The sequence below is a fragment of the Sulfurimonas sp. genome (genome assembly GCF_028694605.1).
In the GTDB taxonomy this organism is placed as follows: Bacteria; Campylobacterota; Campylobacteria; order Campylobacterales; family Sulfurimonadaceae; genus Sulfurimonas.
Genome location: NZ_JAQVKP010000013.1, coordinates 14,558 through 30,108, shown reverse-complemented (window position 1 = coordinate 30,108; position 15,551 = coordinate 14,558). Strand labels below are relative to the sequence as shown.

General features: G+C 40.7%; 15 protein-coding genes and 1 tRNA gene. 15 read left to right on the top strand and 1 reads right to left on the bottom strand.

Annotation, left to right across the window (positions count from 1 at the left end; translation table 11 throughout):
- The first annotated feature begins 54 nt into the window (after positions 1-54).
- From PHY84_RS08855 to PHY84_RS08800, 12 genes are all read left to right on the top strand, one after another.
- Positions 55-249, top strand: a complete 195-nt coding sequence (locus PHY84_RS08855; protein WP_299859022.1) for a hypothetical protein — start codon at positions 55-57, stop codon at positions 247-249.
- Positions 246-1,697, top strand: a complete 1,452-nt coding sequence (gene nadB / locus PHY84_RS08850; protein ID WP_299859021.1) for an L-aspartate oxidase — start codon at positions 246-248, stop codon at positions 1,695-1,697. Before PHY84_RS08855 ends, nadB begins: the two co-directional genes overlap by 4 nt.
- The gene (gene nhaD / locus PHY84_RS08845; RefSeq protein ID WP_299859020.1) at positions 1,690-3,078 is read left to right on the top strand and encodes a sodium:proton antiporter NhaD; all 1,389 of its coding nucleotides are present in this window, start codon (positions 1,690-1,692) and stop codon (positions 3,076-3,078) included. Before nadB ends, nhaD begins: the two co-directional genes overlap by 8 nt.
- Before the next feature lie 175 nt (positions 3,079-3,253).
- Positions 3,254-4,804, top strand: a complete 1,551-nt coding sequence (gene guaA, locus PHY84_RS08840; RefSeq protein ID WP_299859019.1) for a glutamine-hydrolyzing GMP synthase — start codon at positions 3,254-3,256, stop codon at positions 4,802-4,804.
- 11 nt (positions 4,805-4,815) lie between these two features.
- The gene (locus PHY84_RS08835; protein WP_299859018.1) at positions 4,816-5,448 is read left to right on the top strand and encodes a uroporphyrinogen-III synthase; all 633 of its coding nucleotides are present in this window, start codon (positions 4,816-4,818) and stop codon (positions 5,446-5,448) included.
- 300 nt (positions 5,449-5,748) lie between these two features.
- Positions 5,749-7,014 carry a phosphoribosylamine--glycine ligase gene (gene purD, locus PHY84_RS08830; protein WP_299859017.1) on the top strand — a complete coding sequence of 422 codons (1,266 nt, stop codon included), beginning with the start codon at positions 5,749-5,751 and terminating at the stop codon, positions 7,012-7,014.
- An 11-nt stretch (positions 7,015-7,025) separates the two neighbouring features.
- Positions 7,026-7,475 (top strand): RDD family protein, encoded by a 450-nt coding sequence (locus PHY84_RS08825; protein ID WP_299859016.1) that lies wholly within the window; start codon positions 7,026-7,028, stop codon positions 7,473-7,475.
- Entirely contained in the window at positions 7,468-9,681 is a 2,214-nt protein-coding gene (locus tag PHY84_RS08820; protein WP_299859015.1) for an LPS-assembly protein LptD, read from the top strand. Before PHY84_RS08825 ends, PHY84_RS08820 begins: the two co-directional genes overlap by 8 nt.
- 4 nt (positions 9,682-9,685) lie before the next feature.
- Complete coding sequence (locus PHY84_RS08815; RefSeq protein ID WP_299859014.1) at positions 9,686-10,348, top strand: phosphoribosyltransferase; 663 nt, start codon at positions 9,686-9,688, stop codon at positions 10,346-10,348.
- The gene (locus PHY84_RS08810; protein WP_299859013.1) at positions 10,338-12,503 is read left to right on the top strand and encodes a polyribonucleotide nucleotidyltransferase; all 2,166 of its coding nucleotides are present in this window, start codon (positions 10,338-10,340) and stop codon (positions 12,501-12,503) included. The genes PHY84_RS08815 and PHY84_RS08810 overlap by 11 nt, the downstream gene beginning before the upstream one ends.
- 144 nt (positions 12,504-12,647) lie before the next feature.
- On the top strand, positions 12,648-12,962 hold the full coding sequence (locus tag PHY84_RS08805; protein ID WP_299859012.1) for a F0F1 ATP synthase subunit C: 315 nt from the start codon (positions 12,648-12,650) through the stop codon (positions 12,960-12,962).
- A gap of 47 nt (positions 12,963-13,009) precedes the next feature.
- Positions 13,010-13,094, top strand: a tRNA-Leu gene (locus PHY84_RS08800).
- A gap of 42 nt (positions 13,095-13,136) precedes the next feature.
- Here the strand turns inward: PHY84_RS08800 and PHY84_RS08795 are convergent.
- The gene (locus PHY84_RS08795; RefSeq protein ID WP_299859011.1) at positions 13,137-13,493 is read right to left on the bottom strand and encodes a cupin domain-containing protein; all 357 of its coding nucleotides are present in this window, start codon (positions 13,491-13,493) and stop codon (positions 13,137-13,139) included.
- Positions 13,494-13,554: 61 nt separating this feature from the next.
- On the opposite strand from PHY84_RS08795, the gene cysK reads away from it, so the two are divergent.
- From cysK to PHY84_RS08780, 3 genes are read left to right on the top strand one after another with little or no spacing between them, the layout of a single operon-like run.
- Positions 13,555-14,478, top strand: a complete 924-nt coding sequence (gene cysK / locus PHY84_RS08790; protein ID WP_299859010.1) for a cysteine synthase A — start codon at positions 13,555-13,557, stop codon at positions 14,476-14,478.
- Positions 14,471-15,061, top strand: a complete 591-nt coding sequence (locus tag PHY84_RS08785) for an aminotransferase class IV family protein (RefSeq protein WP_299859009.1) — start codon at positions 14,471-14,473, stop codon at positions 15,059-15,061. The genes cysK and PHY84_RS08785 overlap by 8 nt, the downstream gene beginning before the upstream one ends.
- Entirely contained in the window at positions 15,055-15,513 is a 459-nt protein-coding gene (locus tag PHY84_RS08780) for a hypothetical protein (RefSeq protein ID WP_299859008.1), read from the top strand. Before PHY84_RS08785 ends, PHY84_RS08780 begins: the two co-directional genes overlap by 7 nt.
- Positions 15,514-15,551 lie beyond the last annotated feature (38 nt).

The window sequence follows — 15,551 nt, the reverse complement described above, 5'->3', positions numbered from 1 at the left end:
TTGGACTCTTTGCATGCATTTATGCCAAGAGAGTCTGGAAAATTGAGGTTGACTTTGAAGAGAATCTATAATCTGAGCAGCGTTTTTCATGGAGTAATTATAGCAATCTTTTTGCTTAATCTAAGCGGATGCGGGTATAAAGCCGACCCTTACTATCAGGAGAGAGCACCAAATGGTGATGATAATATCAAGTTTATTATCAAAAAGCCAAAGATTGATAATAATGAAAGCGAAACTGCACAAAAATGAAATATGATGTCATTGTAGTGGGAGCCGGCGTAGCGGGGCTTTATGCCGCCATGCATCTGCCTCGTGATAAAAAAGTCCTCATTATCAACAAAAGAGAGACTTTTAAGTGCAACAGTTTTTACGCACAGGGCGGTATCGCTCTGGCTATTGACGCAGAAGATATCCCTTCTCATGTCAAAGATACACTTGATGCGGGAGCCGGTCTTTGCGATGAAATGGCAGTAAGGGTTCTTAGTGAGAACTCAAAGGCGATTATAGATGATTTGATAGCGCGCGGCTTTGAGTTTGACAGAGACAAAGACGGCAAACTTCTCTACACCAAAGAAGCAGCTCACTCCAAAGAGAGGATTCTTCATGCGGGAGGCGATGCAACGGGTCGCTATATGCACTACTTTTTACTACAGCAAAATCCTCACCCGATGCTAACAGATGCCAGAGTAGTAGATTTGCTTATAAAAGATGGCGAATGTTACGGCGTAACGGTTCTTGACCATAGAGAGAGCCGCAATATTTATGCGGATAATGTCATCATTGCAAGCGGCGGAGTAGGTTCTTTGTATGCTTATCATACCAATGCGCCTTGTATCAGTGCCGACATGCAGGGGCTTTGCGTGATGAAGGGGATAGAACTTGCAGATATGGAGATGATGCAGTTTCATCCGACTGTTTTTGTGGATAACAACTCTGCGCAAAAACTGCTTCTTACTGAGGCTCTAAGAGGTGAAGGGGCTACGGTTGAAGATGAGAACGGAAGAAGATTTCTTTTTGATTATGACGAAAGAGGCGAACTTGCTTCACGAGACATCGTAAGCAAAGCGATTTACGATCACCATAAAAAAACAGGGATGCAGACTTACCTGTCATTTAAAAATTTTGAGCATGTTTATTTTACAAAACGCTTTCCAAATCTATATAAAAATCTTCAAGACTTAGGTTTTGATGTGCCAAAGCAGCGCGTTCCGATATCTCCGGCATTTCACTATGCTATAGGTGGGATTAAAACAGATATTAATGGTGCAGTGCCAAGCGTAAAATCTCTTTATGCCGTAGGTGAGGTTGCTTCCACAAAAGTACACGGAGCAAACAGACTTGCCTCTAACTCGCTCTTAGAGGGTCTTGTTTTTGGAAAAAGAGCGGTTGCACATCTTTTGAGTAAAAAAGAGCAAAAAAAGAGTGTTGTGTTTGAAGTCGCTGATGAGGTGATGAGCTACAAAGAGGATAAGGAGAAGAAAAATCTGCTTCGCCGTATTATGTGGGAGGATGTCTCCATTGTTCGAACAAAAAGCGGTTTAAAGAGTGCATTAGAGCAGATTAATGCTCTTTTGAATGAAAAAATTGGTAAACTACTCAAATTTCGTTTGCTTAGCGCAAGAGAGATTGTCCTTGCTGCATTAGCGAGAGACGAGTCTGTCGGGGTACATTTTATACAAAAGGATGAAAATGATTAGGTTGTTGATACTGTTGTTTCTTGGATTTGGGTTTGCCTACGCAAGCGGTGGGAGTTCGGATGGAGGCGCTATACCGGATTTGACGTTTACATGGGTGGGAATCGCTTCTCTTGTTATATTTGTTATCGGCTACTATTTTGTTGCCGCGGAGGAGAAGTACCATATAGATAAAGCCAAACCGGCTCTATTTACCGGGACATTTTTGTTTATACTCGTAGCATTTTACTATGCCGTGAACAGTATGGATATGAACCTAGTTCATACGCAGGTTGAGCATATTATATTAGAAATTGCAGAGATTTTCTTCTTCTTGTTCGTTGCTATGACTTTTATCGAATCAATGATTCATATGGGTGTCTTTGACAGACTAAAATACAACCTTGTCTCTAAAGGGTACAGCTATAAAAAGCTTTTTTGGGCAACGGGGCTATTGGCATTTTTTATCTCTCCTGTTGCAGACAACCTAACAACAGCACTTATACTTTCTACTGTTCTTATCACCATTGAGCGCAACAAGGCCTCTTTCTTGGTTCCCGGAGCTATCAATATAGTCGTAGCTGCAAATGCCGGCGGTGCATGGAGTCCTTTTGGAGATATCACTACCCTTATGGCATGGGCAGCGGGCAAAGGTGAGTTTATTGACTTCCTATTCCTATTCCCCGCTTCAATCGGAGGTTTTCTTGTAACGGGATATCTCTTAAGTAGATTTGTACCGGATGAGACACCGTTTTTTGATGCGACTACCGAGAAAAAGCCTGAGATGATGCATGGTGCTCAAGTAGTTATCGGACTTGGAGTATTTACCATCGTATGTGCGGTTTTATCACATCAAGTGTTGCATTTGCCTGCAATGTGGGGTATGCTCTTTGGTCTCTCTCTGCTTAAGCTTTATGCCTACAGACTTAAAAAAGTGCATAATTCTCACTTCAATATCTTTCACTCCATCGCAAAGATTGAGAACAATACGCTTCTCTTCTTCTTCGGTATCTTGGCAGCGGTCGGAGCGCTCTACTTTGTGGGCTGGCTTGGACTTGCGGCGGTGGTCTATGATCCGGCGGTTCTTGGTCCTACATGGTCAAACATAGGAGTTGGTTTTCTCTCTGCTATAGTAGATAACGTTCCTGTCATGTCGGCGATTCTAAAGGCTAACCCTGATATGGGACTTGACCAGTGGATGCTGGTAACAATGACTGCCGGAGTAGGCGGTTCGCTTATCTCTTTTGGTTCGGCAGCGGGTGTCGGCGTTATGGGCAAACTCCCGGGAATCTATACGTTTGGTTCGCATATGAAGTACGCATGGACTATTTTAGTAGGTTATTTTGCTTCGCTTGCTATCTGGTATGTTCAGTTTGAAGTGCTTGGACTTTACATCAAACATTAAACAAAATTAGTGTATCCTTTTGCTATCAAAGGGGTACGCACCCTTCTTTATGCTAACTCAGACACTTTAAGTTTTATTGTTTTGGCCTCTTTGAGGCAAGCTTTAGTGCCATAGCGGCTAGCGTAGCCAAAGGAATCACTTCCTTTGGCGTTCAAATTAAATAAAAGGCAATCAAATGACAAATGTTAGCATCATAGTTTTAGATTTCGGTTCTCAATACACCCAGCTTATAGCTCGCCGTCTGCGTGAAGATAGAGTATATTGTGAAATTCTTCCTTACTATACCAAAGCAGAAGATATCAAGGCAAAAAATCCGCAAGGTGTTATTTTAAGCGGAGGACCATCTTCTGTTTATAACAAAGATGCTTATGAGGTAGATCAAGAGGTCTATAAGATGGGTATCCCGGTTCTTGGTATCTGTTACGGTATGCAGAGAATTGCAGTTGACTTTGGGGGCAGCGTTATCCGCTCATCACATCATGAGTACGGCAAAGCCGAACTGACTATAAATAATTATGAGAACAATTGTTCACCACTCTTAAAAGATTGTGATGACGGCAGAATTGTATGGATGAGCCACAGTGACAAGGTGGATGTACTTCCTGAAGGGTTTACCCCGATTGCCACATCTCCCAACTCTCCTTATGCTGCGATTGCCGATGAGACAAGACGCATCTATGCGATGCAGTACCATCCAGAGGTTCAACACTCCGAAGAGGGCTATTTGATGCTTCGCAACTTTGCAAGAACTATCTGTGGCGTAACCGAGAAGTGGAAGATGGAACACTTCTTGAAAGAGCAGATTAAAAAAATCCGCGAAAAAGTCGGAAGCGGCAAAGTTCTTTGCGGGCTAAGTGGCGGTGTTGACAGTTCCGTTGTTGCGGCAATGCTTTACGAAGCAATCGGCGATCAGCTTGTTCCTGTTTTTGTTGACAACGGGTTGCTTAGAAAAGGCGAGAGAGAGCAGGTTGAAGAGGTGTTTAAAATCAACCTCAAAGTTCCTCTTGTAGTTGTTGATGCAAGAGAGAGTTTTTTAAGTAAGCTTGCAGGAGTAAGCGATCCTGAGAAAAAACGCAAAATTATCGGGCATACATTTATAGAAGAGTTTGAAAAAGAGGCTAAAAAACATGACGGCATCAAGTTTTTGGCTCAAGGCACACTCTACCCTGATGTTATCGAGTCTGTTTCGGTAAACGGTCCTTCAGAGGTTATAAAATCTCACCATAATGTAGGCGGATTGCCTGATTGGATGGATTTTGAACTAATCGAACCATTGCGCGAACTCTTTAAAGACGAAGTACGCAAAATAGGTCTGGAGCTTGGACTTCCTGAGTCGATGATTAACCGTCACCCGTTCCCTGGACCCGGACTTGCTATCCGTATTATGGGAGATGTGAATCAGCCGGACTTGGATCTTTTAAGAGAAGCGGATGTTATTTTGCTTGATGAGCTAAAAGCAAGCGGCTACTATGCAAAAACTTGGCAGGCATTTGCAGTTCTGTTAAATGTAAAGTCAGTCGGTGTTATGGGCGATAATCGTACTTATGACAACACTGTTTGTGTAAGAGTTGTTGAAGCAGTTGACGGGATGACTGCAACATTTGCTCATCTTCCGCACGACCTTTTAGAGAGAATCAGCAGAAGAATCATCAATGAAGTTGACGGGATTAACCGCGTGGTGTATGATATCTCTTCAAAGCCGCCAGCTACGATAGAGTGGGAGTAAAGCTCTTCAATATGCCAAAAAAAATCTACCTCTTTGCCACTTCCAAAAGTGAGCATGCCATCAATGTAAAATCTTTAGATGTCAGGTTTTTAAAGCCTGATATCGACTTTTCCGGATATGACCATCTAATTATCACATCAAAACAGACGGTAAAAGCATTGGAACAGTATGAAAAATCCGATTTTATCAATATTTCTGCACTCTGCGTATCTGTTAAGACGGCAAATACATATAAAGAGTTTGGCGGCAAAATCCTAGCTATCGGTGATGGTTATGGAGATAGCCTGACAAAATATATACAAGAGTACCCAAAAGAGACAAAGTGGCTCTATCTTAGAGCGGAACTTATAGCTTCTGATTTTGTTCAAAAAAGCAGAGATGAAGGGTATCTTATAGATGAAGAGATCCTTTATGTGAGCGAGTGTTCGCAAGAGATTTTAGATGTAAGAGTAAATGACAACTCTGCTCTTATCTTTACCTCTCCCTCATCAATTGAGTGCTTTTTGAAAAACAATTCTATCCATCCAGATGCTAAAGTTATAGTAATCGGTAAAACAACGGCTAATCTTTTGCCGGATGGAGTAAAATATACAATTAGCGAAAATACCTCAATAGAGAGCTGCATTGAACTAGCCCTAAAGTAGTGTTTTATAAAATATTTTGTATAATGTTTTTAGTAGTCTGGGCAGTTCGACCTATCGCATCATGAGGGTTCTACATTTTCACATAGCGAACTAGTAGCGTTCTTGTGTGTCGGTGCTATCGTTTGAGATATGTTAACTCTGTCGAGATAATGCCGCCGTTATAGAGCCTCGCTTCGCCCAAATACGGCTTTTTAGAACCAAGCCAAACGCGAAACGGCTGCTCGGGCTATTTATTGAAAAGTATTTGTTGAATGTATTTCGATATTTTGAACAGATTTTTGAACTGATTTGGGAGTTTTTATGAAAATTTTGATTATCGGCAACGGTGGGAGAGAGTACTCTATCGCTCGTGCAATTTTAAATGAAAAAGAGGTGCATGAACTCTTTTTTATGCCCGGAAACGGTGCGACTTCTTCTATGGGGACAAATCTCAATATAAAAGATTATAACGCTTTGGCAGAGTTTGTCAAAGAAAATGGCATTGAGCTTACTATTGTAGGACCTGAGGCTCCGCTTGTTGATGGCGTGGTCGATATCTTTAAGGCACAAGGGCTTGTTATCTTTGGACCAAGCAAAGAGGCGGCACAGCTAGAAGGCTCAAAAGTCTATATGAAAAACTTTTTGGCAAAGTACAACATCCCGACTGCACGTTATATTGAGACTGATTCTATCGAAAAAGCATTTAAGTTTACCGAGACACTAACTGCACCTATCGTTGTAAAAGCAGATGGGCTTTGCGGGGGCAAGGGTGTTATCATTGCGCAAACTCACGATGAGGCAAAAATTGCAATCTCTGAAATGCTTAGCGGAAAGAGTTTTGGAGATGCGGGGCGTAAGGTAATCGTAGAAGAGTACCTTGACGGGTACGAACTCTCTATGTTTGCGGTTTGTGATGGCAAGGATTATATCCTTCTTCCGGCGGCACAGGACCATAAAAGACTAAAAGATAATGATGAGGGACCAAATACCGGCGGAATGGGCGCTTATGCGCCAACGCCTTTGGTTGATGAGACACTCTACCAAAAAGTAAGAGAGCGTATTATCCGTCCAACGCTAGATGGGATGCAGCAAGAGGGCGCTCCATTTGAGGGTGTGCTTTTTATCGGTATTATGGTAGTCAAAGGTGAGCCGATAACGTTGGAGTTTAATGTTCGTTTTGGTGACCCGGAGTGTGAGATACTTATGCCGCTTATGACTTCAAGTGTAAGTGATATGTTTTACAAAGCTGCTACAAAAAGACTCGGCGAGATAAAAGTGGAGTTTTCAAAGCAGTATGCCGTGGGCATTGTAATGGCAAGTGCAAACTATCCTTATGGAAATTCAACTCCTGCCGAGATTATCGTTGATGATGTCTGCCACACCGAGATTGAGGCATATACTCATATCTCTTATGCGGGTGTGAGCAGAGTGGATGGTAAACTCTATGCAGATGGTGGAAGAGTTCTTGTCTGCGTAGGTCTGGGCGACACCATCAAAGAGGCAAGAGACAGAGCATATATGCGATGTGGGCAGGTTCATTTTGCAGGTAAAAAACTGCGCACAGATATAGCGTACCAAGCGCTATAAAAAGAGGGTAAGTGAACGAAGAGATTCAAGATAGAATGCACCGTGAGGGGATGTATCTCGCATCGATAAAAAAACGATCTTTTGCCTTTTTTATCGATGAGATGCTACTCTCTTTGTTGCTTATCTTAGCGCTTGGCGACTCTTTTTTTGAGGCAAAAACAGTTGAAGAGATGATTCTTCTCACCAATCAATTCGTTTTGGAGTATATGGCAGTAAAAGTGATTTATCAAGCCTTTTTTGTGATGCAGTATGGTGCGACGGTGGGAAAAATTCTTGTAAAAATTAGAGTTGTGGAGATGAAGACATTGCAGACGCCAAATGTTGTTGTAGCGCTCAATCGTGCAGTTGTTCGTGTGTTGAGCGAGATGCTCTTTTATCTTGGATTTTTATGGGGGGCTTTAGACCCGCTCAGACAAGCTTGGCATGACAAAAGTGCCAAAACATTGGTTGTCGATGTCTAGGGCAGTTCTTTTCTTGCTCTTTTTTACAGCAAGTATATGGGCAGAGGATGCAAAAGTAGAGGTGTTTGCCACTACAATGGATACAAAAGAGAACATCGTTACGGCAGACGGAGATGTGGTTGTTATCTATCAAGATTATCAATTAAGTGCGAAAAAAGCACGTTATGATAGAAATAGCGGTGATTTGGAACTTTTTGGAAATATTGCGGCAAGCCAAGGGGAGAACATCAAACTTCTTGGCGAATACGCTAAGTTAAATATAGCAAACAAAGAGCGAACATTCCAACCGTTTTTTATGCTGGAGAAAACATCGGATGTTTGGCTCAGTGGTGATAAAGGGTATGCAAAAGATACGGATGTTGAAGTGACATCTGGCGTTATGAGCGGATGTGACCCAAACAACCCGCTTTGGAAGATGGAGTTCACATCCTCAGAGTATAACACGGATACAATGTGGTTAAACCTCTACAATGCAAGAATTTATCTCTATGATATCCCTGTTTTTTATACCCCTTATTTTGGTTACTCGCTTGATACAACACGAAGAACCGGCGTACTGCCTCCGATGGTTGGTTACTCAACAAAAGAGGGATTATACTATGAACAAGCACTCTTTATAGCAGAACAAAACTGGTGGGATTTGGAGCTAAAACCTCAAATAAGAACAAGCAGAGGTAATGGTCTTTACTCAACTTTTCGTTTTGTTGACAGTAAAACATCAAAAGGCTCTCTTACTACAGGCTACTTTAAAGAGAAACAGAGCTATTTTAGCGATAGCCAACTTGCAAATGATGAGCATTACGGTTTTAACTTCTTATATCAAAATGATGATTTTATCAACCAATGGTTTGGGGCAACGCTTAAGGGGCAGTCCGGTATCTATGCTGATATAGTCAATATGAACGACGTTGATTATATCAACCTCTCGACAAATGACACAACTCAAAATACTACAACAAGACAGCTTCTCTCAAGGGTCAATCTTTTTTACAACAGAGATGATGACTATATGGGAGCGTATCTGAAGCACTACAAAGATTTGACGCTTGATAGCAATGAAAAGACTATTCAAAATCTTCCGGCGCTTCATTATCATACATACTTGGACTCATGGCTAGATAATCATCTCACATACAGTACGGATATTCAAAGCAATAACTATTACAGACAAAGAGGTGTGGGCGCAGTACAAACGGATTTGAATATCCCTGTAACGCTTCAAACATCGCTATTTGATGAGTTTTTAAATGTTGCATATACTTCCCATTTTTACGCACAGCATACTGATTTTAACGGTGAAAACAGTGTACAAAACAGCTCTTTGGAGTATGACAGCGGTCTTTTTGGCAGAAACTATCATCAGTTTAACGTATCAACACAGTTATCTCGTGCATTTGATACTTTCACGCACGTCATAGAGCTTGGAACACAATACCAGTCAGACGGTTTAGAGTTTCAAGATGGGTACTATGATGAGCAAATGGAACTCTTTACGCCTCAGCAAAGAGATGACTATTGTTCTTATGCAACAAATACAACAGACCCGGAGTATGCGGCTCGATGTGAATTTTATAATATTGCCAGTGTAGAGAAAAGATTGCAGCTCTATTTTTCGCACTATCTTTATGATATTTTAGGAAAGCAGATTCTCTACCATAGAGTTAGTCAAAATATTTCTTATAATAACAATGTTGCCGATGAGATAGAGAATGAGCTTGACTATCAGATAACGGATAATATAAATTTTTACAACAACATGATTTATAACTATGATGAAAGTGATTTTTCTAAAAATTTCAATCAGATATTATATAGGACTGCAAGTTTTGATTTAGCACTTTCGCATATGTATAAAGATAGTTTTGTGCCATATACAGAAACAACTTCGCCAATCACAAGCTACTTGACTTCAAGCATTAACTACAAATACGACAATCACTATTCCTATAGTTTTAGACATAGTTATGATTTGGAGAGAAGTCAAAAAAGAGGCTTTGAGATAGGGTTTTTATACCAAAAAAGATGTTGGGATTTTGGACTTAGATATGTTGAAAGCAACAGACCTATTCTGAATTTAAGCGGTATATCCGACTCTATTTACGACAGATATATATATTTAACCCTACGACTTAAACCTATTATGTCGCCAAATAGCAATGCGTCAGGTTTTGCATATAGACTTCCAGATAAGTCAAAGAGTAACTAAGCGTATGGGAAAATATAAAAATATTTTAAAAAATCGTGAGGACGCTGCAAAAAAGCTATATGACGTTATTCCGATGCAAAAGCTCAAAGATGAAAACTGGAAGCTCATCGCGGTATCTAAGGGAGGGTTGGAACTTGCTTATCATATCCGTGGCAAATACAAAAACAGTATAGATTTTCTTTTCTCAGAAGCGATTTTAGCTCCAAATAACCATGAGTGTGAGATAGCAAGAGTTTGTGAAGGAGAAGAGATAGTTATAAATGAAAACCTCGTTACCGCTTTTGGTGTCAAGTATGACTATATCTATGGCGAGGCGCATAGAAAACATGAAGAGAAGATTTTAAGCTACATCTATCAGTATAGAAAAGGTCGCCCTTTTACATCAATGGAAAATAAGATAGTTATGCTTATTGATGAGGGAAGCGAGACAGGGCTAAAGTTTCTCACCGCATTAAAAGCCATTTTAGCTATGAAACCAAAAGCAATCTACATAGCAGCTCCTGTTATACCCACGGATGTGCTTGAGTTTTTGGAGCCGTTTGCAGATAATGTGTTTTATCTGCACAAGATAGATGATTATGTTGAAACATCTCTTTATTATGAAGAGTTGGAGAAGATAGACGAAGAGCGAATAGAAAAAATACTAGGAGAAAAAAGTGAAATATGATGCAAAAGTAGATTTAAAAAACAAAGAAGAAGAATACTCCTTTAATGAAGTAGCAAAACAGTCCAACGGTGCGGCATGGCTCAAATGTGGAGATACGGTACTGCTTGCAACTGTGGTTATTGATGAGACAGAGGTTGTAAAGGATGACTTTCTTCCCCTTACCGTGCAGTACATCGAAAAAACATATGCGGCTGGTAAAATTCCCGGCGGATTTTTTAAGCGTGAAACAAAACCGAGTGATTTTGAAACTCTCACTTCACGTATTGTGGACAGATCTTTGCGCCCGCTTTTTCCAAAAGGTTTTGGGCATCCGACACAGATAACGATTTTAGCATTCAGTGTTGATAAAGAGGCGGACCTTCAAGTTTTAGCACTAAATGCCGCTTCGGCTGCACTTTTTGTGAGTGATATAGACATAAACACATCTGTATCTGCCATTAGAGCCGTAAAAATTGATGGGGAGCTTGTTTTAAATCCAACGCTTTCGCAGCTAAACAACGCAACACTTGATCTTTATCTCTCAGGCTCAAAAGAGGATCTTTTAATGATAGAGATGCGCAGTGTCGGCTCAGAGCAGGTTGATACGGCTTTTGTTATAGACCCATTGTTAGACCCGACACTAAGTGCGCCGCTTATAACAAAACAAGTCTCTAACGCTATTGCAGAAGATGAATTGGTTGCTATCCTTGAAAAAGCACAACAACTTCTTTTTGAAAACAATACAAAATATGAAAATTCTTTTACCCCGTTTAAAAAAGAGACAAATGAGATAGAGTACAAAGCGCATGTAGTTAATGAAGAGATGGTTGTGTATGTTCGTACACACCATTTTGAAGATATCAAAGCGGCAATGAACCAGATGGCAAAATCTGAACGTTCAACTGCACTTAGAGCGCTTAGAAAAAAAATTATGCTCAAGCAGGAACATTGGGATGAGGTTACGCTTAAAGATGCGATTGAGAAGGTTAAGCGCGAACAGGTGCGAAGCCAAATACTAAACGAGAGAGTACGTGCCGATGGCAGAGCGCTCAATCAAATCAGACCAATATCCATAAGTACAAATATACTTCCAAAAGCGCACTCTTCTTGTCTCTTCACTCGCGGACAGACGCAAGCACTCGTGGTTCTCACACTTGGCGGACCAAAAGATGCACAGATGTTTGAAATGCTTACAGATGATGGTGTACAAAACGAAAACTTTATGGTGCACTACAATTTCCCGGGATTTAGCGTTGGCGAAGCATCGCCGATAACAGGTGTAAAAAGAAGGGAATTGGGTCATGGAAATCTTGCAAAAAGAGCGCTGGAGCCTATAGTCGATACTAAAGGAAGAACTATCCGTCTTGTCTCAGAGATTTTAGAGTCTAACGGCTCATCTTCAATGGCAACGGTTTGCGGCGGCTATATGGCACTGCGTGCAGCAGAGATTGAGACAAGCGACGTGGTTGCAGGTATTGCTATGGGAATGGTAAGCGAAGGTAACAAATACGCTATCCTCTCCGACATTATGGGGCTTGAGGATCATGACGGGGATTTGGACTTTAAAGTAACAGGTTCAAAAGAGGGTATCACTGCTATGCAGATGGATATCAAACTGGGCGGTATCAGTCTTGAGGTTCTAAAAGAGGCGCTCTATCAAGCTAAAGAGGGTAGAGCGCATATCATTGATATAATGCTTGAAGCAGAAAAAGAGATAAAACTTAATGACGGTGTTTTGCCAAGCAGTGACTTTTTTCACATCAATCCAAGTTTTATCGGCGATATTATAGGACAGGCTGGAAAAACTATTCGTGAGATAATCGAGAAGTTTGAAGTGGCTATTGATATAGACAAAAAAGATGGTAAAGTAAAAGTAACAGGCAAGAGCAAAAGCCGTGTTAAAGCTGCAAGAGAGCATATCGAGGGGATTGCCAATACACCAAAAGCTCCTAAAATAGAGTATAAAGTAGGCGACACTTATAAAGGAGTTGTCAAAAAGATAGTTGACTTTGGAGCATTTATAGAGCTTCCTGACGGAACGGATGGGTTGGTTCACATTTCTAAGATATCTGACCAAAGAGTAGAGAAGGTGAGTGATATCTTAAAAGAGGGACAAGAGGTAAAAGTAGAAGTTTTAGAGTTCAAAGGCAACAAGATTTCTTTGGGAATCGTGTAGATTAAACTTACTTTTAGCAGTTTGTGTGTATTATTCGCCATCAAATTTCAGTAGGGAAATCCTTGCATTTATGTATGGGTTGCTACACCAAAAGTGTGGTTACGTAAGCCGAAAAAATTTGTAATATTTTTAACGGAGAAACTTATGAAAAAAATTCTTTTCTTAATGGTTGCACTTGCTACAGCTGCTCTTGCATCTGATGGTGATGTTGCGAACCAAACACTTAAAGCGTACTCAATGATCGCTGCAGGTCTTGGTCTTGGTCTTGCTGCGCTTGGTGGAGCTATCGGTATGGGTCATACTGCTGCTGCAACAATTGCTGGAACTGCAAGAAACCCAGGTTTAGGTGCAAAACTTATGACTACGATGTTTATCGCTCTTGCGATGATCGAAGCTCAAGTTATCTATGCACTTGTTATTGCTCTAATCGCTCTTTACGCTAACCCATACCTAGGGTAGGCACTCTTTTGCCGGAGAACTCTCCGGCAAAATCTTCTTAACAAAACGCGGACGTGGTGGAACGGTAGACACACTACCTTGAGGTGGTAGCGCATTACGTGTGTGGGGGTTCAAATCCCCCCGTCCGCACCATCTTTTCTAAGTCATAATCAAAACTCAACTCAACTTGCAAAATCAGTTAATAAGCGTAATACAATCCTCTTTCTTTGGAACCAAACATAAAAAGCTGTATGCTTCATCCCCTATAGTTTTGTAACTATGTGCTACACCTGCCGGGATAAGAAAGATATCTCCCTTTTTTGCTTCAATCATCGTATCGCCAATCTGTACTGTTGCGTGTCCTGCAAGCACATACTGTTCATGTTCTACACTGTTTGTATGAAGTGGCATGTGTCCGCCGGCTTCTATGATAAAGTTGCGCATCGCAAAGTTTGGTGATTCATCCGGAGATAAAAGCATCTTCATTGACACACCCTTTCCTGCCTTTTGTGCCACCGCTTCAACAGAGTCAATCTCTTTGTGTAAGTACATTTCATACCCTTTTCTTATAAATTTTTGGGTAGCATAACATAAAATTGTTTGGAGATTATTTATGAAAATTGCAAAAAACATCACTGAACTTATCGGTAACACTCCTTTGGTCAGGCTAAACAAAGCTTCTGAGGTCACGGGGGCAAACATCATCGCCAAATGTGAGTTTATGAACCCGACAAGTTCTGTAAAGGACAGAATCGGTTTTAACATGATAAGAAGAGCCATAGAAGCGGGCAAAATCACAAAAGACAGCACTATTATCGAGCCGACAAGCGGAAATACGGGCATAGCGTTGGCGGCAAACTGTGCGGCACTTGATCTCAAACTTATACTTACAATGCCAGAATCAATGAGTATTGAGAGAAGAAAACTTCTTAAAGCCTTTGGAGCCGAGCTTGTCTTGACCCCTGCCGCACTTGGGATGAGTGGTGCTATACAAAGAGCAAAAGAGCTAGAGAGTCAAATTCCAAATTCAATCGTTTTGCAGCAATTTGAAAACCCTCACAATCCTGAGATTCATGAGCTTACAACCGCTAAAGAGATACTTAGTGATACTGATGGGAATGTTGATGCGTTTGTTGCGGCTGTCGGAACAGGCGGAACACTCAGCGGCACGGCAAAAGTTTTAAAAGAGCAGATAGAGCATATCAGTGTCTTTGCTGTTGAGCCTGCAAGTTCTGCGGTTTTATCGGGAGAGTGTGCAGGAGCACACGCAATCCAAGGCATAGGTGCCGGATTTGTTCCAAAAACACTGGATGTCTCTATCTATGGCGAAGTTATCAAAGTGAGCAATGAAGATGCAATCAGTACGGCAAAAAAGTTGGCACAAGAAGAGGGGTTGCTTGTGGGCATTTCTGCAGGTGCGAATGTCTATGCTGCAATGCAAATCGCCTTACGTGAAGAGTTTAGAGGCAAAACGGTGCTTACTATTCTTTGTGACACGGGAGAGCGCTATCTTAGCACGGAACTCTTTAGTGAATAACACTTTTTTAGAGACTATCAAAGTACTTAATGGCGAAATTTTTAATCTCTCTTATCATCAGGCAAGGTATCAGAGAGTTTTAAAACATTTTGGTATAGATAAAGTACAGGATTTAGGTTGTTTTGTTGCGCCACCACAAAAAGGGCTATTTAGATGCCGCCTTGTTTACGATACAAAAGGGTTTATCGAGACTACCTACCACCAATATCAAAAAAGAGAGATAAATTCGCTCAAAATTCTTTATGATGATAGTGTTGAGTATGCTATAAAGTACACCAACCGAGAGAAACTTGATGCTCTTTTTGCACAAAGAGAAGAGGGGGATGATGTACTTATCGTAAAAAACGGTCTTATTACAGACACAACTATCGCAAATATCGCATTTTTTGATGGCAAACGATGGCTTACTCCTGCTTTGCCCCTTTTGCAAGGAACAACAAGAGAGAGATTTTTAAAGGAGGGAAAAATATTTGAAGAAGAGATACGCATCCAAGACATAGAGCGATTTAAGCAAGTTGCTCTGATGAATGCAATGATAGATTTTGCTATAATTACGAAAAATCCAAAGGAGCTGTTTTGCTAGATAGTATCATTGAAGATAAAAAATTTGCAAATGTTATGCAGAAAAATATAGAGAATTTGTTGATTTATCTCTTTGAGCGAGAGCAGTATTTTGGGATTCTTTGCAAGATAGAGCATATCACATTTGATCCGCCGCTTCCAAAAGAGATTAGTGCAGAGTTTCGTTCTATGACACTCTTTTTTCTAGCGGGATACACGTTTGAGACAGCAAATATTATTGATAATGACTTGGTCTTTGAGGCAGGGTTTGGAACAGAAAATTTTGGAAGTATAGTTACCGTACCACTGAGAGCGATTGTGCAGATAATCGTTGATGAGACACCGCTCCTTATAAACTTGGCAAATTATAAAAAAGAGATAAAGGTAGCAAAACAGCTTGATAACGGAGGCATTGAAAATTCAATGGCATCCTTTTTATCAAATCCTGAAAATTCTAAATTTTTAAAAAAATAGTATTAATACAAAATACAACTAACTATACATATCGTATG